The sequence below is a fragment of the Microtetraspora sp. NBRC 16547 genome, from assembly GCF_030268965.1.
Classification (GTDB): Bacteria; Actinomycetota; Actinomycetes; order Streptosporangiales; family Streptosporangiaceae; genus Microtetraspora.
Window position 1 is genome coordinate 1 of the sequence record NZ_BSSE01000034.1, and the last position, 20898, is coordinate 20898.

Below are 20898 nucleotides of genomic sequence, written 5' to 3' on the forward strand. Positions count from 1 at the left end.
GGGGTCGCACAGTCACCCTGCTGGAGTACAAAACCCGTGATCGCGGCGGGCTGGTGGTAAAGGTTCCCGCCCCGGGCACGTCGCAGACCTGCCACCAGTGCGGGCACCGTGACGCTGCCTCCCGTGATGGCACTCGGTTCTCGTGCGTCAACCCCGCGTGCGGGTGGACCGGCCACGCTGACACCAACGCCGCGATCAATATCAGCAACGCCGCAGGAACTGTGGTGTCAGGACGTGGAGACCTCGGGGCTGCCCGGTCTGTGAAGCGTCAACCCCCGCGCGCCGCTTAACCGTGACGCGACGGGAGAATCTCCGGCCTTCAGGCCGGGGAGGAGTTCAAGGGGCGATGGCAGCCATCGCCCGCCGGAGCGCATGAAATTTTCTTTTAAGACATTTTGGAGTCTTGAAACTTGTAACCAGAACGCGGTTGAGTTCGATCATGTCTCCACGTCACCGCCCCCGAATGATGGCCGTGGCTCTCCTCGCCCCGCTGCTCGCGTTCAGCGTGGCCGGACCCGCCCAGGCCGATCCGCAGCCGCCACAGCCGCGGCAGTCCCTCGCCGAGGACGCGCCACCCGCGTCGTCCTACCAGGCCGCGTCCACCCTGCTCGTCACCCCTGGCGCGCAGCGGCTGGAGACGGCGAAGCAGACCCGGCCTGTCGCGCCGGGCGTCACACTCACCTCGTTCGACCGCTACGACGCCGCCGGCTGGCTGCGCGCCGACGCGATCACCGCCGACCTCACCGGCGGCGCGAGTGTCGGCTATGTCTTCTCGGGGGAGGTGTCGAAGACCGAGCCGCTGGCCGGGCCGGTGAAGCGCGCCCGCGCCGTCGCCGCCGTCAACGGCGACTTCTTCGACATCAACAACTCCGGCGCGGCCCAGGGTGTAGGCGTCCGCGACGGAGAGCTCGTCCAGTCCCCGACCGCCGGCCACGACAACGCCGTCGCGGTCACCCCCGACGGCATCGGGCGCGTGCTGCAGATGCGGTTCGATGGAACCGCCACCCCGGCAGGCGGCGCCCCGATCACCCTGACCCAGTTCAACCAGCTCATCCGGGCCGGCGGCGTCGGCCTGTTCACCTCGCTGTGGGGCTCCTACGATCGCGGGCGCGCGGTCGCGGGCGCCGCCTCGGTCACCGAGGTCGTGCTCCGCGACGGCGTCGTCGCCGAGGTGCGCTCCGCCGCCGGCAGCGGCCCGATCCCGGCCGGCACCACGATCCTGCTCGGCCGCGAAGGCGGGGCGGCGGCCCTGGCCGGGCTGAAGCCGGGTGACCGCGTCGACGTGAGCTACCAGCCGAAGGCCTCCGACGGCGGCGCCGTCAGGACCGCCGTCGGCGGCGGTGCGATCCTGGTCAAGGACGGCGTCGTGCAGGCCTCCGCCGACAACGCCGCCCACCCGCGCACCGCCGTCGGCTTCTCCGCCGACGGCCGCGAGATGTACATGCTGACGGTCGACGGCCGCCAGGCCGACAGCCGGGGCGTCACCATCACCGAGCTCGGGACCATGATGGCCGAGCTCGGCGCGCACAACGCGATCAACCTCGACGGCGGCGGCTCCTCCACGATGCTCGCCCGCAAGCCCGGCTCCGCCGACGCGCGGGTGGAGAACAGCCCCTCCGACGGCGAGGAGCGGCACGTCCCCAACGGCCTGGCCCTCTACGCCCCCGCCGGCAGCGGCAAGCTCAAGGGCTTCTGGGTCGAGACGGCCGCCGATCCGGTGAAGGCGCCGGGCACCGGGCCGACCGCGGGCGGGCGCACCGACCGCGTCTTCCCCGGGCTCACCCGCAGGATCACCGCCGACGGCTACGACGAGACGTACGGCCCGGTGGAGGGCGCGCCCTCGTGGCGGGCCACGCCGGCGGTGCATGGGCGGGTCGGCCGCGACGGCGTCTTCCACGCCTCGGTGCCCGGCCAGACGACCGTCACCGCCTCGCGCGGCGGCGCGAAGGGCGAGATCGAGCTCACCGTCCTGCAGCCCCTCGAGCGGCTCGGCGCCACGGCGGACCTGGTCGGCCTCGCCGGCGCGGACGACTCGGGCGTCTTCGGAGTGGTGGGCTACGACCGCAACGGCAACTCCGCCCCCATCGAGCCGGACGACCTGCGCCTCGACTACGACGCCGACCTGTTCGACGTCGCCCCCGCCGAGCACGGCCTGTTCACGGTGACGTCGAAGAAGGCGACCGGCTCGGGCACGATCACCGTCTCCGTCGGCAAGGTGACCACTGCGGTGCCGGTGACGATCGGCTACCAGGACGTCTCGGTCGCCGACTTCGAGGACGCCGCGTCCTGGACGTTCTCCGCGGCGCGCGCCACCGGGTCGCTGTCGGCGACGCCGGGCCAGAGCGGCGGCGGGCTGCGGCTCGCGTACGACTTCACCCAGTCGACGGCCACGCGGGCGGCCTACGCCAGCCCGCCCCAGCAGATCACCGTGGAGGGGCAGCCGCAGGCGTTCGGAATGTGGATCCGCTCCTCGGGGAACGGGGAGTGGCCGAGCCTGGAGTTCTACGACGCACAGGGACAGTCGCAGATCCTGCGCGGCCCCTACCTCACCTGGACCGGCTGGAAGTACGTCGAGTTCGCCGTCCCGCCCGGGGTGAACTATCCGCTGAAGCTCCGGCGCTTCTACGTCGCGGAGACCAGGGCCGACACGCTGTACAAAGGTGAGATCGCCATCGACGGGCTGGTCGCCAAGGTGCCGCCGCCGGTGAGCGCCCCGGCCGCCGCCAAGGTGGCCGACCCGGTCGTCCGCTCCGGCACCGCGGTGGCCGGCATGCCGTGGCGGTTCGCGGTCATGTCGGACGGGCAGTTCGTCGCGCGCGACCCCGGCAGCGACATCGTCGCCAACGTCCGCCGCACCCTCCGGGAGATCAAGGCGGCCAGGCCCGACTTCCTGGTCATCAACGGCGACCTCGTCGACGAGGCCTCCCCTGCGGACTTCGCGTTGGCCAAGCGGATCCTCGACGAGGAGCTCGGGGGTGAGCTGCCGTACCACTACGTGCCCGGCAACCACGAGGTGATGGGCGGCAAGATCGACAACTTCAAGGCGGTCTTCGGCGACACCTACGGCACTTTCGACCACAAGGGCACCCGCTTCATCACCCTCGACACCTCGCGACTGAACCTGCTCGGCGGAGGGTTCGCGCAGGTGGCCATGCTCCGCGAACAGCTCGACGCGGCCGCCGCGGACCCCTCGGTCGGCTCGGTGGCCGTGCTGTTCCACGTGCCCCCGCGCGACCCCACGCCCGGCAAGGGCAGCCAGCTCGGCGACCGCAAGGAGGCCGCGCTGGTCGAGGGCTGGCTGGCCGACTTCCAGCGCACCACCGGGAAGGGGGCCGCCTACATCGGCGGTCACGTCGGGGCCTTCCACGCCTCGAGCGTCGACGCCGTGCCGTACTTCATCAACGGCAACTCGGGCAAGAACCCGGCCACGGCCGCCGACGACGGAGGGTTCACCGGCTGGTCGCTGTGGGGTGTCGACCCGGTGACGGCGAAGGAGGCCGAGCACGTTCGGCGCAACTGGTTCGCCGACGCGCCGATGTGGATCGGCACGCAGGTCCGCCCGCACGTCGACGAGCTGACCCTCACCGCGCCTTCCTCGGTGAAGGTCGGCGAGCCCGGCCGCGTGTCGGCGGCCCTGACGCAGGACGGCCGTACGGTGCCCGTCGCCCACCCCGTCTCGGCCGACTGGTCCGGCTCCCCGAACCTGCACGTCGGTGACCTCGCCGGAGCCAAGCCCTGGCACGTCGCGGTTCTGGACCCGGAGACCGGCACCATCACGGCGCTGCGCCCCGGTCAGGTCGTGGTCGCGGTCACGGTCAACGGCGTCACCCGCCAGGCGACGGTCGCGCTGGCCGCCCGCGCGGCCGCCTGACCCGCACCACCGGCGAGCCCTCTCGCGGTACGGCCCAGCCGCGCCGCGAGAGGGCTCGTCCATTCCCCCCGCATTTCCCGCAATTCCCGGGTTCTTCGCCAAACAGAGTGCACAGCGCGGGGCCCCGGTCAGGCGTACGCGCCTGTTTCCCAAGCCCGGGAGAACCCGGATGACGTGAAAGAGGAGGCCCGCTCCGGTGGAGCGGGCCTCCTCTTCTCAGTCCGTGCCGGTTCGGCGGGGCGTCAGCCGCCGAACGGGTTGTCGCCGTCGGGCAGGTCTATGCTGCCGTCGTCGCCGCCCCCGTTGTCCACGGGCGGATCGTTGCCCTGGTCGACCGGCGGTTGGGTCGGCTGCGTCTGCTGGTTGGGACCGCTGGAGACGGTCAGCGTGATCGTCGTATTGGACTGGAGCTTGGTTCCGGAGCCGGGAGCCTGGTCGATCACGGTGCCCTTCGCGACCATGTCGCTCGGCTGCGGCACGATCCTGACCTTGAAGCCGGCGCCTTCCAGCGTGGCCTTGGCCTCTTCGGCGACGAGACCGATCACGTTCGGGAGCTCGATGGCCTCCTTGGGCAGGTAGACCCGAACCGCGCTGTCCTTCGGGACTTCCTTGCCCGCCTTGGGCTTGGTGTCGAAGACCTTGCCCTGCGGCTGGGGGGAGACGACGTCGACACGGGAGACCTTGAAGCCCATCGCCTTGAGTTCGGCCTCTGCCTCCTCGAACGACTTGCCGATGACGTTCGGGACGGCGACCAGCTCCGGCCCCTTGGAGACGGTGAGGGTGACCGTGGACTCCAGCGCCACCGGCGAGTCCTTGGCGGGATCGGTGCTGATCACCACTCCCTTCTCGACCTCGTCGCTGAACTCCTCCTTCACGGTGGCCTTGAGATGCGCCTCCGTCAGGGCCGACTCCGCCGCCTCCCTGGTCTGGCCCACCACGCCGGGGACCTTGACCGTCGAGGTGTCGCCGGAGCTCCCGGACAGGAAGGCGTAGCCCACGCCGATGAACGCGCCGATGACCAGCAGCGGGACCAGGATCCACGCCGCGGTCTTCAGCGCGGTGTTCCCGCCGCGGTTGCGCCTGCGGCCGTCGTACCGGCCGCCGCCGTCGCGCTCCTCCGGGCCGTAGTCGTACTGCGGGATCGCCTGGGTGCCCTGGGCGGCCATCTGGCCGCCGGCGCTGGTCATGGTGCGGGTGCGGTCGGCCGGGCCGTACGAGCCGTGATGGGTGGCCATCGCCATCGTCTGCGGGTCGACCGGCATGCCGGACATCACACGCTGGATGTCGGCGCGCATCTCGGTCGCGCTCTGGTAGCGATTGGCCGGGTCCTTCGCCATCGCTTTGAGCACGATCGCGTCGGCCCACTGGGGAATCTCGGGATCGATGCCCGACGGAGGGATGGGGTCTTCCCGGACGTGCTGGTACGCGATCGCCACCGGGGAGTCGCCGGTGAAGGGCGGCTGGCCGGTCAGCAGCTCGTACAGCACGCAGCCGGTCGAGTAGATGTCACTGCGGGCGTCCACCCGCTCGCCGCGGGCCTGCTCCGGCGAAAGGTACTGTGCGGTGCCGATCACCTGGGCGGTCTGCGTCATGGTGGCCTCGGACGAGGCCATCGCCCGGGCGATGCCGAAGTCCATGACCTTGACTTCGCCGCTGAGCGTCAACATGATGTTCGCCGGCTTGATGTCCCGGTGGACGATGCCGCCGCGGTGGCTGTAGTCCAGCGCCCTCAGGATGCCGTCGACCAGCTCCATCGCCCGCTCGGGCAGCAGCCGCCGGTCCGCGCGCAGCAGGTCGCGCAGCGTCCGCCCGTCCACGAACTCCATCACGATGTACGGCACGGGCGTGTTGTCCATCATGTCTTCACCGGTGTCGTACACCGCGATGATCGACGGGTGGTTCAGCGAGGCCGCCGACTGCGCCTCCCTGCGGAACCTCGCCTGGAAGGTGTGGTCCCTCGCAAGGTCCGAGCGGAGCGTCTTGATCGCGACAACACGGTCCAGCCGGAGGTCCCGGGCGCGATACACCTCGGCCATGCCGCCACGCCCGACGACACCGTCGAGCTCATAGCGACCACCGAGAAGCCGAGGCTGAGTCATTTCCTGCACTGTCCCTTGCCGTTCATCTTGGGGTGCCGCCGGTGTCCATCATCAACCCCTTTTCGCATCACGTCTCCGTATTGGACGAGTTAGCGGGTGTTGGGGTGGGTGTGGGAGGTTGAGTCTCACTTGGCGTCGGGGTGGGGGTGGGGGTGGGAGTCGGGGTGTTCTGCGGGGTGGGCGTCGGGGATGGCGTCGGCTTCGTGGGAGGCGAGGCCGACGTACTTACGGTAACCGACGCCGAAGGGGTCGGCCGGGTCGGCGTCGGCCGGGGTCGGGACGGCGAGATCGCGGGTGCGGCTGACCTGGCAGGTCGCACGGTGGGAGCTGCCACCGTCGGTGTGGAAATGATCGTGCTCGCGCCGCCCTCCGGCACCCGCGGTGTCTGCATGCCCCGCACCGCCAGGGCTCCGAGGCCGACGGCCGCGGCACAGCCCGCTGTGGCGAACACCACCGTCGTGGCCCGCCTGCGGCGGCGCCTGCCCGGTGCCCCCGGCCGGGGCGCCTGCGCCGTCGGAGCCGATGGCGGGCCGACCGGTGGGTTGATCGCCGTCGGAGTGGCGGAGGCCCGGTCATGGGCCCGGTCATGGGCATCGCCTGGGGTACGGCCGGCGGCGCGTCCGGGCGCGCTGCTCGGCCCGCTGACGGCGAACCCCGACGGGTCGGTCAGTGTGCCGAGCATGACGGTGTGCGCGTCGGTCAGCGACTCCCGGATCGCCGTGGCCTGTTCGGCGAGCTCACGCGTCCCGGTCGGCCGCGCTTCGGGATCTTTGGCCAGCATGGCCATCACCAGCTCGCGTACGCGTGCGGGCACCGACGCGGGCAGCGGCGGAGGCGGGTCGTACAGGTGGTGCAGGGCGATCGCGACCTGCGTGTCACCGCTGAAGGGCGGATGCCCGGCCAGGCACTCGTACGCCACGACACCGAGGGAGTAGACGTCGGTGGCCGGGGTCAGCCTCTCGCCGGACGCCTGCTCCGGGCTGACGTACAGCGCCGTGCCGAGCACGATGCCGGTCTGGGTCACCGGCGCGGCCTCCAGGGCGCGCGCGATGCCGAAGTCGGTGACCTTGACGATCCCGGCCTCGGTGACGAGCAGGTTGCCCGGTTTGATGTCGCGGTGGATGATCCCCGCCCGGTGCGCGGCGTGCAGGGCTTTGGCGACCTGCCCGATCACGTCGAGCGTGACCTCCGGACTGAGCGAGCCGTGGCGCCGCAGGATGCCGGAGAGCGGCTCGCCCGGCACCAGCTCCATGATGAGATACGCGACGCCGTCGCTCTCGCCGTAGTCGAAGACCTGGGCGATCCCCCGGTCGGCCAGTCCCGCGGTGATCCGCGCCTCGTTCCGGAACCGCTCACGGAAGGCGGGGTCGGCCGCCACATGCTGCCGCAGCAGCTTCACCGCGACCTCGCGGCCGAGCAGCTCGTCCGTGGCCTGCCACACCTCGCCCATTCCGCCCGCGGCGATGCGGGACGTCAGCCGGTAACGGCCGCCGAGAACGGGTTTGCCGGATGTCACTGACCGAGCACCGCCTGCATGACGTCGTGCGCGATCGGGGCCGCGATGGCGCCGCCGGTGGCGTCGTTGCCCGCGCTGCCGGACTCGACGAAGACCGCGACGGCGACCTCCGGGTCCTGCGCGGGAGCGAAGGAGATGAACCACGCGTGGGATGGCTTGCCGGGGGCGGTCTCCGCGGTGCCCGTCTTTCCGGCGACCGTGTGGTTCGGCAGGGCCGCGGCCCTGCCGGTGCCGTTCCGGACCACGTTGGTCATCATCGTGGTGAGCTCGGCGGCGACCTCGGGGGTCACCGCCTCGCTCAGCTCCTCCGGATCGGTCTTGTTGATCTCGCCGCCGTCCGGGCCGGTGATCGTGTTGACGAGGTACGGCTTCATGACCGTGCCCTTGTTGGCGATGCCGGCCGCGACCATCGCCATCTGCAGCGGGGTCATCTGGTTGCTGCGCTGGCCGATGGCGGTCATCGCGAGGGCGGCCTTGCCCTCGTCCGGGCCGATGTCGCTGGGCGTGACGTTCAGCGGGATGCTGAGCGGAGTGCCGACGCCGAACTTCTCGGCCTGCTCCTTGAGCTTGTCGTAGCCCATCTCCATCGCGACGTCGGCGAACGGCGTGTTGCAGGAGATCGTGTACGCGGCCAGCAGCGTCGCGCGGCCGCCGCAGGACTCGCCGTGGTAGTTCGGCAGCGAGATGTTCGTGCCGGGCAGCGGCAGTGCGTCCGGAGCGTTCACCATCGTGTTCACGTCGCGCGACTGGTCGTCCATCAGGAACGCCGCCGACGTGACCGTCTTGAACGTCGAGCCCGGGGCGTACGTGAGGCCGATCGCCCGGTTGAGCAGCGGCTTGTTCGTCTTGTCCGCGTCGAGCTTGTTGTACGCCTCGTTGACCGTCTTCTTGTTGGCCACGGCCAGCGGGTTCGGGTCGTACGACGGCACGGAGACCATCGTGAGGATCGCGCCCGTCTTCGGGTTGATCGCCACGACCGCGCCGCGCTTCCCGGTGTTCGCCAGGTCCTTGTACGCGATCTTCTGCGCCTTGGCGTTCAGCGTGAGGTCGACGTTGGCGCCCTTGTGCGGCTTGCCGCTGATCAGGTCGATGGCGCGGCGCACCACCAGGTCGGGGTGGCTGCCGTCGAGGTAGCGCCCCTCGGCGCCCTCGATGCCCGAGGAGCTCTCCGGCGCGAAGTAGCCGACGACGTGTGCGAAGGCCTTGCCCTCGGGGTACTCCCGCTCGAACCGGAAGTCGGTGTCGCCGGTGTCCACGCTCTTGGCCAGGGTGACCTTGCCGTTGTCGGCGGTGATCCACCCGCGGTCCACGGCGTACCGCGCGTAGAACGCCCGCTGGTTCCTGGGGTCGGTGCGCAGGCCGTCCGCCTTCACCGCGCCGAGATAGGTCACGTTGGCCATGAGCAGGCCGAACATCAGGAGGCAGGCGATCGAGACCCGCTTGAGAGTGCCGTTCATCGCTGCATCACCTGGGTGAGTCCTTCGTCCTGGATCGCCTGGGGCGGCGGTCTGCGCGCCGCATCCGACATGCGTATCAGCAGCGCGATAAGCATCCAGTTAGCCAGCAGGGCCGAACCGCCCGCCGACATGAACGGAGTCACGAGGCCGGTCAGCGGGATCAACCGGGTGACACCGCCGATGATGATGAACAGCTGCCAGGCCATGGTGAACGACAGGCCGCCCGCGAGCAGCTTGGAGAACGGGTCCCGCGCCGCGAGCGCCGTGCGCAGCCCGCGCTGCACGATCAGCGCGTACACCATGAGGATGGCCATCAGGCCGGTGATGCCGAGTTCCTCGCCTACGGCGTCGAAGATGAAGTCGGAGAAGGAGAAGGGGATGATGCCGGCGTGGCCCTTGCCGAGCCCGGTGCCGAGGATGCCGCCGGAGCCGATGGCGAACAGGCCCTGCATGAGCTGGTAGCTGGAGTCCTGGAAGAGAGCGGGGTCTTCCGCGTGCAGCCAGATGTTGAACCGGAGCTGGACGTGGCTGAAGATCTGGCCGGCGATGATCGCCCCGCCGACGAAGAGCAGAAGGCCGATGAGCACCCAGGATGTGCGCTGGGTCGCGATGTAGAGCATCGCGATGAACGTGCCGAACAGCAGCAGCGAGGTGCCGAGGTCCTTCTCCAGGACGAGGACGGCGATGCTGACGCCCCACGTGATGAGGACGGGGCCGAGGTCGCGGGCGCGTGGCAGGTCGATGAAGAGCAGGCGGCGCCCGGCCAGGGCGAGCACGTCGCGCTTGGCGACGAGGTAGCCGGCGAAGAAGACGACCAGTGCGAGCTTGGCGAACTCGCCGGGCTGGATGGAGAACCCGGCGATGTTGATCCAGATCTTGGCGCCGTAGTGTGCCGAGCCGATGAACGGCATGACCGGCAGCACGAGCAGCACGAGGCCGACGAAGCCCGCGGTGTACGTGAGGCGCTGCAAGACGCGGTGGTCCTTCAACACGATCAGAGTCGCGGAGAACATCACGACGCCGAGCGCCGTCCACATCAGCTGGTTGGTGGCGGAGGCGTCCTTCACGCCACCCTGCTCAAGCCGGTAGATCGTCACGAGCCCGATGCCGTTGACCAGGGTCACCAGCGGGAGAAGCAGAGGGTCGGCCCACGGCGCGAACTTGGCGAGCACGAGGTAGGCCGCGAGCATGAGCGCGCCCAGGCCGAGGCCGTAGGTCAGCATGCCGGCGGGGACCTTGCCGTCGAGGCCGAGCCCCACGCTGGCGTACGCGAACATGACGATGAGCACGGCGAAGGCGAGCATGGCGAGCTGCGCCCCCCGCCGCTTGGCGGTCATGGGGACGGGGGCGGCTTCCGCGGAGCTCACTTACCGGTTCCCGCCGACGGGGACGAGGAGGGGGTCGCCTGTGGTGTGGAATCGCCGCTGAAGTTCTTTATGGTGGTTATCCCGGCCTGGAGGTTGTCGACCGGGATGCCGCTGCGTATCTGGTCCTGCTGCGCCGCGCTGAGCGAGGAGACCGGAACGTCGTCGGCGGTGTAGGCCACCTTCTTGAAGGACATCGGGCCCAGCTCCGCGTCGACGCCGCGGAAGACCACGATCTGGTCTCCCTTGACGCCGACGTAGTACTGGTCCTGGGTCCACTCATAGCCGAAATAGCCGCCGAGCCCGAGCACGGCGGCGACGATCACGATCGACCCGACCCGAAAGGGCCAGACCCGACGTTTCTTGGCCCGGCGGCCGGAGGCCTGGGCCTCCGGCGCCGGTCGGTCGTCGAGCTCCACGTCCACGATGACCGGTTGGGGCGCGGTCACCGTGGACGCCCGGCCCGCCGGATTGTCCGGCGGCGCGGATCGCAACCGCCCCGAACCCGCCGCCCCCACCACGGCCGCGGCGTACGTCGGCGGCTGGGCGTCGTCCACCTCGATCACGTCGGCGACCACGCAGGTGATGTTGTCCGGCCCGCCGCCCCTGTTGGCCAGGTCGATGAGCTGCCGGACGACGTCCTCCGGATCGTCGATGGTGCTGAGCGTGTGGTGCAGGGTCTCGGCGCTGACGACCGCGGACAGGCCGTCCGAGCACAGCAGGTACCGGTCGCCCACCTGGGCCTCCCGGTCCTGCAAGTCCGGATCGACCTCGCCGCTGCCGTCGAGCGCGCGGAGCAGGATCGAGCGCTGCGGGTGGTTGGCGGCCTCTTCCAGCGTGATGCGGCCGTCGTCCACCAGAGACTGCACGAGTGTGTGGTCGTGCGTGATCTGGTACAGCTCCTCGTTGCGCAGCAGGTACGCGCGGGAGTCGCCCACATGGATCAGGGCGAACCTGGGGCCGTTCCAGAGCATCGCGGTCAGTGTGGTGCCCATGCCCTTGAGGCTCGGGTCCCGGGCCACCATCGCATGGAGCTGATGGTTTGCCTCCCGGACCGCCGCCTCGATGTCGCTGAGCAGGTCACCCCCGAAGGCGTCCCTGGCCTGATCGAGGGACGACAGTGCGGCGATGGCGACCGAGCTGGCCACCTCGCCGTGTGCGTGCCCGCCCATGCCGTCGGCGACGGCTAGCAGGCGGCCGCTTGCGTACGCCGAGTCCTCGTTTCCTTCGCGGAGGAGGCCGACGTCCGAGCGGGCGGCGTAGCGGAGTGCGATTGTCATTTGCGCAATTCGATGACGGTTTTGCCGATGCGGATCGGAACTCCGAGGGGCACCGGTGTCGGGCGGGTCACTTTGGAGCGGTCGAGGTACGTGCCATTGGTCGAACCGAGATCTTCCACGATCCACTGGCCGTCCTGTGGGAAGAGCCGGGCGTGCCGGCTCGAAGCGTAGTCGTCGCTGAGTACCAGCGTGGCGTCAGTCGCCCGACCGATGGTGATTGGCGTCTCCGTGAGATCGATGACGGTCCCTTGCAGGGGGCCACCCGTGACGACCATCTGACGAGGTTCCCCCCTCTTGGGTTTAGACACTGGTTTCGCGGGTCTGCTTGGCTTCCGTGCGGGCACGGTGGCCGTACGCGGACCGAACAAGTCTGTCCGGATCACGCCGACCGCGGCAATCACAAAGAACCACAGCAACGCCAGGAAGGCGAGCCGGATCAGCAGCAGCGTGAGCTCGGACATGGACCGTCTGTCTACCTCTAATCGCGCCGGAACACCAGGGTCGTTCGCCCCAGTGTCACCCTCGTCCCGTCCTGCATCTCGATCCTACGGATCGGTTGCCCGTTGACGAAGGTGCCGTTCGTGGACCCCAGGTCGACGAGGGCGACCTGCTGTCCTTCTACACGTAGTTCGGCATGATGCCGTGATACGCCCGGATCGACCAGCCGAAGATCACAATCGGTGCCGCGGCCGAGCAGCGTCACCGGCGTGGTCAGTTCGTAGGATCGCTGGCCCTGCGGGTCGTCCTGGGTCGAGACGAGCAGTCGCGGCCGGCCGCCGAACGCACCCGGTCGCGCGGCGGGCAGATCGCTCGCCGGCTGCCGGATCTCGTCCTGTTCGACCGTCGCGCCGCGGATGACGCCCGACCGGATCCGGAACAGCCCGACCGCGAGGTCGTCGGCGGTCTCGAAACGCACCCGGACGGGTCCTACGAATGAGTACCCCTGTTCCTTGGCGTACTCCCTGGCGAGGTTGGCCAGTTCGTGGCTGATGCTGTCGGCGTACACCTCCAGCCGCTCGCTGTCGGTCGTGGACAGCTCCACCACGAAGTCGTTCGGTACGAGCGTGCGACCCTGGGCGACGATCGCGGCCCGCTCGTCCATCTCTCGCTGGACGGCGCTGGCGACCTCGACCGGCTGAAGGTCAGACTTGAACGCCCGTGCAAAGGCCCCCTCAACCAAGCCTTCGAGCCTGCGCTCGAAGCGCTGAAGGACTCCCACCGGGTACCTCCCTTCCTCCATCGTCTAAGAGGGATCGTATCCGGGTTCGTAAGTAGCGGCGGATGCGTGCTAACCTTTCCAGGCACCCAGCGATGGGGGCACCCGCAAGGGGCAAGTGGCGGAATGGCAGACGCGCACGGTTCAGGTCCGTGTGTCCGAAAGGACGTGGGGGTTCAACTCCCCCCTTGCCCACGAACGGTTGGGGTCGCCTGGTCGGAAGCAGAGCTTCCTTCCCGGTCGGCCCCTTCTTTGTGTTTACCGGGGGGACGACCCCCCGAACCCTCCGATGTGAGGTACTGCGCCCCCTCAGTGGCCGCGGCAGTTGTCAAGAGATGCCGGTATCTCGTGGGATTTGCTGGGATATCTGGGCGGGCGAGACCCTCTGAAGATCTCGATGTGAGGGGTTGTACCCCCCGTCAGCGGTTGGTTTGGCGGAGAAGGCCTCGTTTCGGCGTCGCATGGAACGGCCTCCCTTCGGTTCGGCGTGCGGGTCAACGTAGCGGGTGGCCGTCGCAGAACCCGCGAACCCGGAACGCGTGGCTTCCCGACCCCGGCCGGTGCCGGGTGCTCGGATTCTCCGGTGTCCGACTTTCGATCTGCTTTAAACCGAATGATCAGCCTTCTTTGCCATGCGTCTCGCCATATGGTCATAATTGTCTTGTTTCCTGAGATGTTCCTTATGCTGCGGTCATGAGGACTCCGAACCCCTGGACCATGCTGGGCCTCGGCGTGGCCGCCCAGGCGGCGGGCTGCGTGTTCATGTACGGCCTGCCGTTCCTCCTGCCGGCCTTCCAGGAGGAGAAGGGGCTGACGCTGGCCGAGGCGGGGCTGCTCGTGGGCGCTCCGAGCGCGGGCATGCTGTTCACGTTGATCGCCTGGGGCTGGGTCGCCGACCGGTACGGCGAGCGGCTCGCGATGACCGCCGGTCTCGGCCTGGCGGGCGGATTCCTCGTCGCCGCCGCGTTCGCCGCCCATCCCGGCGTGCTGGCGGCGCTGCTGGCACTCGCCGGCGCGTCGGGGGCGTCGGCGGGCGCGGCCAGCGGGCGGGTGGTCCTCGGCTGGTTCCCCAAGGAGCGGCGCGGTTTCGCCATGGGCTGGCGGCAGGCGGCGCAGCCGCTCGGCGTCGCGGTGGCCGGGCTGGTCACCCCCGCCGTGGCGCACGTCACCGCCGCGCTCCTCGTCATGGCCGCGATATGCCTGGTCACGGCGGTCGCCGTCGGCCTGATGGCGGTGGACCCGCCCCGGCCGCCGGTGGCGCCGGGGACGCGCACCTCGTCGCCGTACACGGTGGCGGCCCTGTGGCGGGTGCACGGCGCGAGCATGCTGCTCATCGTCCCGCAGTTCGTGACGGCGGGGTTCGCCGTCACCTACCTGGTGTCCGAGCGGCACTGGGATCTCGGCACCGCGGCGAGGGTGGTGGCGGTGGCCCAGTTCGCCGGCGCGGCCGGGCGCCTGCTGTGCGGCCGCTGGTCGGACCTGGTCGGCAGCCGGGTGGGCCCGATGCGGCGGCTGGCTCTGGTCAACGGGGCGGTGATGATCCTCCTGGCGGGGGCTGTGCAGGCCGGAAACGTCCTCAGCACCGTTCTTCTGCTGGCGGCCCTGGTGATCTCGATGAGCGGCAACGGACTGGCCTTCACGGCCGTCTCAGAGCTCGCGGGGACGTTCTGGGCCGGCCGCGCGCTGGGCGCGCAGAACACCGCGCAGAACCTCGTCGCGGCCGCGACCCCGGGGGCGATGGGACTGTTCATCTCCGGTTCCGGGTTCGCGGCCGCCTTCGCGGTGGCGGGGGCGCTCGCCGTCGCCGCCGCCGCGGCGACGCCGTCAGGAGGCTAGGAGCTGGCCGATGAGGGTGGGCAGGCTGACCATCCCGACCACCGTGCCGCTCGCGTCGATGACCAGGCCGAGCTGCGCGTGGGCCTCCTGCAGCACGGCCACCGCGTCCGAGATGCTGGTGCTTGGGACGAGGTGGGGAACGGGTGTGGCCAGCTCCTCGGGACGCCGTCCCGGCTGCATGAGCGTGTCGCGCACGTGCAGCACGCCCACGACGGACTCCGGCGAGACGACCAGCATCCGCAGGTCGCCGGTGGCCGCCACGGTGTCCCGTACGACCTGGTCGTCGGCGCCGGCGGGGACGGTGGCGGCGTGCTCGATCGGGACCATGAGCCGCTCCACCGGCTGCAGGTGGACGCGCAGCGCTCGGGTGAGCAGGTTGTGCTCGTCCCGGTCGAGCATGCCCATCCGCCCGGATTCGGCGACGAGCATGGCGAGCTGGTGGGGCGTGCGGGTGGTGGCGAGCTCGTCCTTGGGGTGGACCTTGAACAGCCGGAGCAGCCCGTTGGTCATGCCGTTCAGCGCCGCGAGGACGGGCCGGACGATCCACGCGAAGCCGCGGAACGGCAGCGCGAGACCCATCGCCGCCTTCTCGGGGTGGGTGAGCGCCCAGGACTTGGGCGCCATCTCCCCCACGACCATGTGAAGGAAGGTCACCAGCGCGAGCGCGATCACGTAGGCGACGGGCGTACGCGCGGACTCGGGCAGCAGCACGAGGACCGGTTCGAGCAGGTGCTCGATGGCCGGTTCCGCGACCATGCCGAGTCCGAGGGAGCACAGGGTGATGCCGAGCTGCGCGCCCGCGAGCATCAGGGACAGCTCGCGCGAACCCTGGACGGCCGCCCGTGCGGTGATCTTCGCGAGCCGGCCGCCGGAGGCGGCGAGTTCTTCGAGCCGGTGCCGCTTGGCCGACACCAGAGCGAACTCGGCGGCGACGAAGAAGCCGTTGACCACCAGCAGGACCACACCGAGGAGAATGGCCGCTATCTCGTTCACGCGGACCGCTCTCCCTGGAAGAGGGCCGAGAACAGGCCCGGGGCGTAGTCACCGTGGTGGCGATGGGCCGCCGGGTCGGCGGCCGGTTCCTCCCCTTCGGAGGGGGGCTCGTCGCGGAGCGCGAGCCGCACCCAGCCGGGGACCCGGCGCTGCAGCGACAGCACGGTGACCACGGCGAGCTTCTCTTCGGAGTCGGTGAAGGGGTCGGCGTCCTGCTCGACCGGGACGGTGATCTCGTCGCCGGGTTCGGTCATCCGGCCCAGGGACGCGAGGACCAGGCCGGCCATGGTCTCGTAGTCCTCGCTCTCGGGGAGCCGGACGCCCGTGGCGCGCTCGACCTCGTCCAGCCTGAGCCGAGCCGGTACGTCCCAGGAGCCGTCGTCGTGGGGGACCACGCCGAGGGGTTCGGGGTCGTTCTCGTCCACCAGCTCGCCGACGAGCTCCTCGGCGAGGTCCTCGGTGGTGACGATCCCGGCGAGGCCGCCGTACTCGTCGATGACGCACACGAATGTGTCGTCGGAGGCGCGCATCCGCTGGAGCACCGCGGGCAACGGGAGCGTGGCGGGAACGAGCACCGGCGCGCGCATGATGGTGGATACCGGCTCGTTCTCGTACGGCCCGGCCTTGAGCATTTCGCGCAGCCCGGTGACGCCGATGACGTCGTCGCCGTCGGCGCCGAGCACGGGATAGCGCGAGTGGCCGTGGTCGCGTACGGCGTCGAGCAGGTCGCGGACGTTGCGGCCGGCGCGGAGCGAGATCACCCGGGGGCGGGGGACCATCACGTCCTCGGCCGTGCGGTCTCCGAAGGAGAGCGCGCGTTCGAGCAGCTCGGCCAGTCGCGAGGGCAGCTCACCCGCGGCGGCGGAGTCGGCCACGATGCGGGACAGCTCCTCGGGGGTGGCGCCGTGCTCCAGCTCCTCCACGGGTTCGATTCCGGCCAGCCGGACCAGCCGGGTCGCCGCCGAGTCGAACAGGTGGATCACCGGGCCGGCGATCTTCAGGTAGATCAGCGTCGATCGGGCCAGGAACTTCGCGACGGGCTCGGGGCGGGCGATGCCCAGGTTCTTGGGAGCGAGCTCGCCGAGGATCATCTGGACGATCGTGGCGATCCCGATGCCCAGCGCCACGGAGAGGCCGGGGACAACGCCGGCCGGGACGCCCGCGCTCTCCAGCGGGTCACGAAGGACGTCGGAGATGGCCGGTTCGGCGATGAAGCCCACCAGCAGGGTGGTGACGGTGATCCCGAGCTGCGCTCCGGAGAGCATGAACGAGAGGCGTCCGGTGACTTCCAGTGCGCGCTGGGCGGCGGGGTCGTCCTTCTGCTGGCGGAGGACCGACCGGTCCGCCGCGACGAACGCGAACTCCTGCGCGACGAAGTACCCGGTTGCCAGGGTCAGGACGAGTACGGCCAGAAGGCCCAGGGCGATGCTCATCGGGCGCCTGCCCGGGGGCGGTAAGATCCCGTGCCTGAGCACGGGCCGGTACTCCACGAGTCCGAAGCGGACACGACCGTCCTTTCATGTAGGGGTCTACCAACCGTAACGGCTGAATGTGCCGGAGTGTTTCCCCCAAGCCTTTATTGAGGTCTTAGGGCACCTCTGGGTACGTTCCACAGGAAACCTTGATGTCGCGCCTGTGCTCTCATGGGTTTACGGCGTGGCTTCCAGTAGGAACGCCGAGCGGCAGAGGGAGAAGACGTGGCCGAGGACGACGACCCGACCAGGGCCATCCGCAAACCCGGTACCGCCCGCCCGCCTGTGCCCGGTATTCCGCCTGCTCAGCATCGGGTGCCGCCTCTGCGGGGATCCGAGCCGCCCCCCGCGCAGGAGTCCCCGTCTCCGCCGCGCGGGTCGTCCCGCGTGTACGGCAAGCCGCGCTCGGGGCAGAGCCCGGTGCGTCCCCTCCGAGGCGGCCGTACGGACCAGACGGACCAGACGGTCCAGGATGGACTGCCGCGGAAGCCGAGGCGGATCGGCCGGACCATCCTCAAGGTCGTCGCGGTCCTGCTGGTGGTCCTCATCATCGCCGCCATAGCCGGATATTTCTTGATCAATTCCAGGCTGCGGTCGGTGGAGTCGCTGACCGACTACTCCGGCCGGCCCGCGGCCACCCCCGGCCAGGACTGGCTTCTCGTTGGCTCCGACAGCCGGGAGGGCCTGTCGGCCGCCCAGCGCAAGAAGCTGGCCACCGGCAAGGCGGTCGGCAAGCGCACGGACACGATGATGCTGCTGCACATCCCCGACGGTGACGGGCGGCCGACCCTGGTCAGCCTCCCCCGCGACTCCTACGTCCCGATCGAGGGGCACGGCAGCGACAAGCTCAACGCCGCGTACGCCTTCGGAGGGCCCGAGCTGCTGACCAAGACGGTCGAGCGGGTCACCGGCATCCGGATCGACCACTACATGGAGATCGGGTTCGGAGGCTTCGTCGGCATCGTCGACGCGATCGGCGGGGTCAACATCTGCGTGAAGCAGAACATCAAGGACCCCAAGGCCGGCATCAACCTGAAGAAGGGCTGCCAGGACATGGACGGGGGCACCGCCCTCGGCTACGTCCGGACCCGCGCGACCGGCGCGATCCCCGACTTCGAGCGGACCCAGCGGCAGCGCCAGTTCTTCTCGGCCGTGGTGCAGAAGGCGGCGAGCCCCGGCACCCTGATCAACCCGTTCACCTCGGTGCCGCTGGCCCTGAGCGCGGCGGATTCGGTGGCCGTCGACCCCGGGAGCGGACTCTTCGACCTGTTGTCGGTCGGTCTCGCGATGAAGGCGGGCCCGATCGCCACGGTCGTCCCGACCAGCGGCTTCCCCACGATCAACGGCGCCTCCGTCGTCAAGTGGGACTCCGCGAAGGCGAACCGCCTCTTCGAGGCGCTGGCCCAGGACAAGCCCGCACCGAAGGACACCCTCACGAAGTAGCCCGCCCGAGAGGGGGGCGGGGCGCCGGATTCAGCTAGCCGCTCCGCTGGCGCCGGCCGTCGCGGCGGCGATGGTCACCGTCATGACGGCGGCGTGGATGGAGGCGATCGTCTTCTTCACCGCCGCGCCGGCCCACTCGCCCTCGGCGATCTCCTTGAACCGCTTCCGGGGGGCGTCGGGGAACGCCTTGCGATCGAGCTTCGCGGCGTGCAGCACGGCGATGAGCACGGCCGTGCGCTCGTCGGGGTCCGCGCCGCCGAGCACGCTCTCGACCCGCTGCCTGATCTCCCGCTCCGGCGCCGGGTCGAGCTCCGGGTAACGGGTCGAGGGGAAGATGCCGAGGATCCTGGTCTGCTCCTCGGACAGGACGCCGCGCCCGGCGAGGCGGGACAGCAGGCGGCCGCGGAGCTTCCTGGAGTCGAGCTTGCCGACCCACCACTCGGGCTTGCGTTCCCTGGCGTCGCCGGCGATCCGGGCGAGGGCCGCGTCCAGCTCCTCGTCTCCCAGCGGGGTCGCGTCCTTCGCCACGACCTTCTTGCCATCCAGGTCGATGCGGCCGTTCACGGCGAGCTCGGCCAGGATGGCGCCCGCGACCGCGGCGTCCAGCTCGACCGAGCCGATCTGCGGCTTCCCGGTGTCCTCGCGGTAGGCGAGCAGCAGGACTTCCTCGGCGATTGTCATCGTCATGTCTCGACCATATGGCCGAGCGCGGGGACGTGTGGCGCCTGATGTCGGCCACAATGGCCGGTTATGGGGATTTCTCAGGAACTGCACGCCATCGGCCGTCCGCTGCTGGAGGCCCAGCTCGCGCATCCCACCGTGCGCGGCATCGCGCGGGGTGATCTGCCCGAGGAGGTCTTCCGCTCGTGGCTGGAGCAGGACTACCTGTACCTGCTGGACTATGTCCGTGTTTTCTCCCGGCTGGCGTGGCAGGCGCCCGACGCCCACCTCGGAGTGCTGGTCGATCTCGCGTACTCGACCTGGCACGAGGAGCTGGACCTGCACCGGACGCTCTCCGCGGACTTCGGTGCCGACCTGGGTGGGGCCGTGAAGGGGCCCGCCTGCGTCGCGTACACCACGTTCCTGCTGGAGTCCGCCGCCGACTACGGGAACGGCCTGGCCGCGCTCTACCCCTGCATGTGGGGGTACTCGACGCTCGGGCGGATCCTCGCGGAGAACCCGCCCGCCGAGCCGCGCTACAAGGCGTGGGTGGACACCTACGCCGACCCGGGGTTCGCCGCGCTCTCCGACCAGATCGCCCAGATGATCGACGATGTACGGCCCGACCGCGCCGAGGAGTTCTTCCTTGAGGGGATGCGGCACGAGCTGGCCTTCTGGGACGTGCCGTGACGTTTGTCCACAGCCTGTGGACGAGCGGCCGGTAATGTGAGGGCATGCCGGAGCTTCCCGAGGTGGAGGCGCTCGCCGAGTTCCTGCGCGAGCGTGCCGTGGGCCGCGTGATCGCGGCGGTCGACGTGGTCGCCTTCCAGGCGTTGAAGACCGTGGACCCGCCGATCAGCGCGCTTGGCGGGCTGACCGTGACCGGTGCGACGCGGCACGGCAAGTTCCTCGACCTCGACTGCGACGGCGTGCACCTCGTCACGCACCTCGCCCGCGGCGGCTGGCTGCGCTGGAGGGAGGACCTCACGGGCGCGAAGCCGGTCCGCCCGGGCAAGAGCCCCCTCGCGGTCCGGGTGCGGCTCGCGCCGGACGACGACGGCAGAGCTCCCGGCTTCGAGCTCACCGAGGCGGGCACGCAGAAGCGCCTCGCGGTCTACGTGGTGCGGGATCCGGCCGAGGTCCCCGGGATCGCGAGCCTGGGTCCCGATCCGCTGGCCGCCGATTTCACCGCTGACGCGCTCGGCGCGATCATGAACGGCAGCCGCACGCAGATCAAAGGGCTGCTCCGGGACCAGAAAGTGATCGCGGGGATCGGCAACGCCTACTCCGACGAGGTGCTGCACGTCGCCCGCATGTCCCCGTTCAAGATCGCCGGCACGCTGACGGAGGCGCAGGTCGCCGAGCTGTACGAGGCGATCGTCACGACGCTCCGCGACGCCGTCGGGCGGGCTCGGGGGCTGGCCGCCAAGGACCTCAAGGCGGAGAAGAAGTCCGGCCTGCGCGTGCACGGCCGCACCGGCGAGAAGTGTGAGGTGTGCGGCGACACGATCAGAGAGGTGTCGTTCGCCGACTCCTCCCTGCAGTACTGCCCCACCTGCCAGACCGGCGGCAAGCCGCTCGCCGACCGCCGCCTCTCCAAGCTGCTGAAATAGCCGGCCCACCAGTCAATCCGGCGCGGGCACGGACCCCTGGCGCCGCGCCGGGACGAGAGCTCCGGATTTTCGCCGGGA

16 protein-coding genes and 1 tRNA gene are annotated in these 20898 nt (G+C 70.2%); 7 read left to right on the forward strand and 10 right to left on the reverse strand.

What is annotated here, in order from left to right; translation table 11 throughout:
- The first annotated feature begins 17 nt into the window (after positions 1-17).
- Together QSK17_RS31220 and QSK17_RS31225 are read left to right on the forward strand one after the other, a co-directional pair.
- Entirely contained in the window at positions 18-290 is a 273-nt protein-coding gene (locus QSK17_RS31220; RefSeq protein WP_502889330.1) for a zinc ribbon domain-containing protein, read from the forward strand.
- Between the two features lie 176 nt (positions 291-466).
- Entirely contained in the window at positions 467-3871 is a 3405-nt protein-coding gene (locus QSK17_RS31225) for a phosphodiester glycosidase family protein (RefSeq protein ID WP_285709338.1), read from the forward strand.
- Positions 3872-4113: 242 nt separating this feature from the next.
- Here QSK17_RS31225 and pknB read toward each other — a convergent pair whose 3' ends face one another.
- The 7 genes from pknB to QSK17_RS31260 form a co-directional block, all read right to left on the reverse strand.
- Complete coding sequence (gene pknB, locus QSK17_RS31230) at positions 4114-5970, reverse strand: Stk1 family PASTA domain-containing Ser/Thr kinase (protein WP_285709224.1); 1857 nt, start codon at positions 5968-5970, stop codon at positions 4114-4116.
- 67 nt (positions 5971-6037) lie between these two features.
- Positions 6038-7486 (reverse strand): serine/threonine-protein kinase, encoded by a 1449-nt coding sequence (locus tag QSK17_RS31235; protein ID WP_285709226.1) that lies wholly within the window; start codon positions 7484-7486, stop codon positions 6038-6040.
- On the reverse strand, positions 7483-8943 hold the full coding sequence (locus tag QSK17_RS31240) for a peptidoglycan D,D-transpeptidase FtsI family protein (protein ID WP_285709228.1): 1461 nt from the start codon (positions 8941-8943) through the stop codon (positions 7483-7485). The genes QSK17_RS31235 and QSK17_RS31240 overlap by 4 nt, the downstream gene beginning before the upstream one ends.
- Positions 8940-10280: an FtsW/RodA/SpoVE family cell cycle protein gene (locus QSK17_RS31245; protein ID WP_285709339.1), complete on the reverse strand. Its 1341-nt coding sequence runs from the start codon at positions 10278-10280 to the stop codon at positions 8940-8942. Before QSK17_RS31245 ends, QSK17_RS31240 begins: the two co-directional genes overlap by 4 nt.
- Positions 10281-10306: 26 nt before the next feature.
- Complete coding sequence (locus tag QSK17_RS31250; RefSeq protein WP_285709230.1) at positions 10307-11587, reverse strand: Stp1/IreP family PP2C-type Ser/Thr phosphatase; 1281 nt, start codon at positions 11585-11587, stop codon at positions 10307-10309.
- A complete protein-coding gene (locus QSK17_RS31255) occupies positions 11584-12048 on the reverse strand; it encodes an FHA domain-containing protein FhaB/FipA (protein ID WP_285709233.1) in 465 nt (154 codons plus the stop codon). Before QSK17_RS31255 ends, QSK17_RS31250 begins: the two co-directional genes overlap by 4 nt.
- 17 nt (positions 12049-12065) lie before the next feature.
- Positions 12066-12806 (reverse strand): FHA domain-containing protein, encoded by a 741-nt coding sequence (locus tag QSK17_RS31260; RefSeq protein ID WP_285709235.1) that lies wholly within the window; start codon positions 12804-12806, stop codon positions 12066-12068.
- Positions 12807-12915: 109 nt separating this feature from the next.
- Between QSK17_RS31260 and QSK17_RS31265 the strand changes: the two genes are divergently transcribed.
- A tRNA-Leu gene (locus QSK17_RS31265) sits at positions 12916-12998 on the forward strand.
- A gap of 498 nt (positions 12999-13496) precedes the next feature.
- Positions 13497-14639 carry an MFS transporter gene (locus QSK17_RS31270; RefSeq protein WP_285709238.1) on the forward strand — a complete coding sequence of 381 codons (1143 nt, stop codon included), beginning with the start codon at positions 13497-13499 and terminating at the stop codon, positions 14637-14639.
- Here the strand turns inward: QSK17_RS31270 and QSK17_RS31275 are convergent.
- Complete coding sequence (locus tag QSK17_RS31275; protein WP_285709240.1) at positions 14628-15632, reverse strand: hemolysin family protein; 1005 nt, start codon at positions 15630-15632, stop codon at positions 14628-14630. The two genes, QSK17_RS31270 and QSK17_RS31275, sit on opposite strands and share 12 nt — an antisense overlap.
- The gene (locus QSK17_RS31280) at positions 15629-17065 is read right to left on the reverse strand and encodes a hemolysin family protein (RefSeq protein ID WP_285709242.1); all 1437 of its coding nucleotides are present in this window, start codon (positions 17063-17065) and stop codon (positions 15629-15631) included. The genes QSK17_RS31275 and QSK17_RS31280 overlap by 4 nt, the downstream gene beginning before the upstream one ends.
- 264 nt (positions 17066-17329) lie before the next feature.
- On the opposite strand from QSK17_RS31280, the gene QSK17_RS31285 reads away from it, so the two are divergent.
- Entirely contained in the window at positions 17330-18547 is a 1218-nt protein-coding gene (locus QSK17_RS31285) for an LCP family protein (RefSeq protein WP_285709244.1), read from the forward strand.
- Between the two features lie 30 nt (positions 18548-18577).
- On the opposite strand, the gene QSK17_RS31290 is transcribed toward QSK17_RS31285, so the two are convergent.
- Entirely contained in the window at positions 18578-19234 is a 657-nt protein-coding gene (locus tag QSK17_RS31290) for a GOLPH3/VPS74 family protein (RefSeq protein ID WP_285709246.1), read from the reverse strand.
- 63 nt (positions 19235-19297) lie between these two features.
- Between QSK17_RS31290 and QSK17_RS31295 the strand changes: the two genes are divergently transcribed.
- Positions 19298-19897: a TenA family protein gene (locus tag QSK17_RS31295; protein WP_285709249.1), complete on the forward strand. Its 600-nt coding sequence runs from the start codon at positions 19298-19300 to the stop codon at positions 19895-19897.
- Positions 19898-19941: 44 nt separating this feature from the next.
- Complete coding sequence (locus tag QSK17_RS31300) at positions 19942-20820, forward strand: Fpg/Nei family DNA glycosylase (protein ID WP_285709251.1); 879 nt, start codon at positions 19942-19944, stop codon at positions 20818-20820.
- Positions 20821-20898: the final 78 nt, after the last annotated feature.

Coding starts and splice junctions, on each gene's coding strand:
- QSK17_RS31295 (WP_285709249.1), top strand. CDS start 19,298: ATGGGGATTTCTCAGGAACTGCACGCCATCGGCCGTCCGCTGCTGGAG.
- QSK17_RS31240 (WP_285709228.1), bottom strand. CDS start 8,943: ATGAACGGCACTCTCAAGCGGGTCTCGATCGCCTGCCTCCTGATGTTC.
- QSK17_RS31225 (WP_285709338.1), top strand. CDS start 467: ATGGCCGTGGCTCTCCTCGCCCCGCTGCTCGCGTTCAGCGTGGCCGGA.
- QSK17_RS31255 (WP_285709233.1), bottom strand. CDS start 12,048: ATGTCCGAGCTCACGCTGCTGCTGATCCGGCTCGCCTTCCTGGCGTTG.
- pknB (WP_285709224.1), bottom strand. CDS start 5,970: ATGACTCAGCCTCGGCTTCTCGGTGGTCGCTATGAGCTCGACGGTGTC.
- QSK17_RS31280 (WP_285709242.1), bottom strand. CDS start 17,065: ATGAGCATCGCCCTGGGCCTTCTGGCCGTACTCGTCCTGACCCTGGCA.
- QSK17_RS31270 (WP_285709238.1), top strand. CDS start 13,497: ATGAGGACTCCGAACCCCTGGACCATGCTGGGCCTCGGCGTGGCCGCC.
- QSK17_RS31290 (WP_285709246.1), bottom strand. CDS start 19,234: ATGACGATGACAATCGCCGAGGAAGTCCTGCTGCTCGCCTACCGCGAG.
- QSK17_RS31245 (WP_285709339.1), bottom strand. CDS start 10,280: ATGACCGCCAAGCGGCGGGGGGCGCAGCTCGCCATGCTCGCCTTCGCC.
- QSK17_RS31300 (WP_285709251.1), top strand. CDS start 19,942: ATGCCGGAGCTTCCCGAGGTGGAGGCGCTCGCCGAGTTCCTGCGCGAG.
- QSK17_RS31250 (WP_285709230.1), bottom strand. CDS start 11,587: ATGACAATCGCACTCCGCTACGCCGCCCGCTCGGACGTCGGCCTCCTC.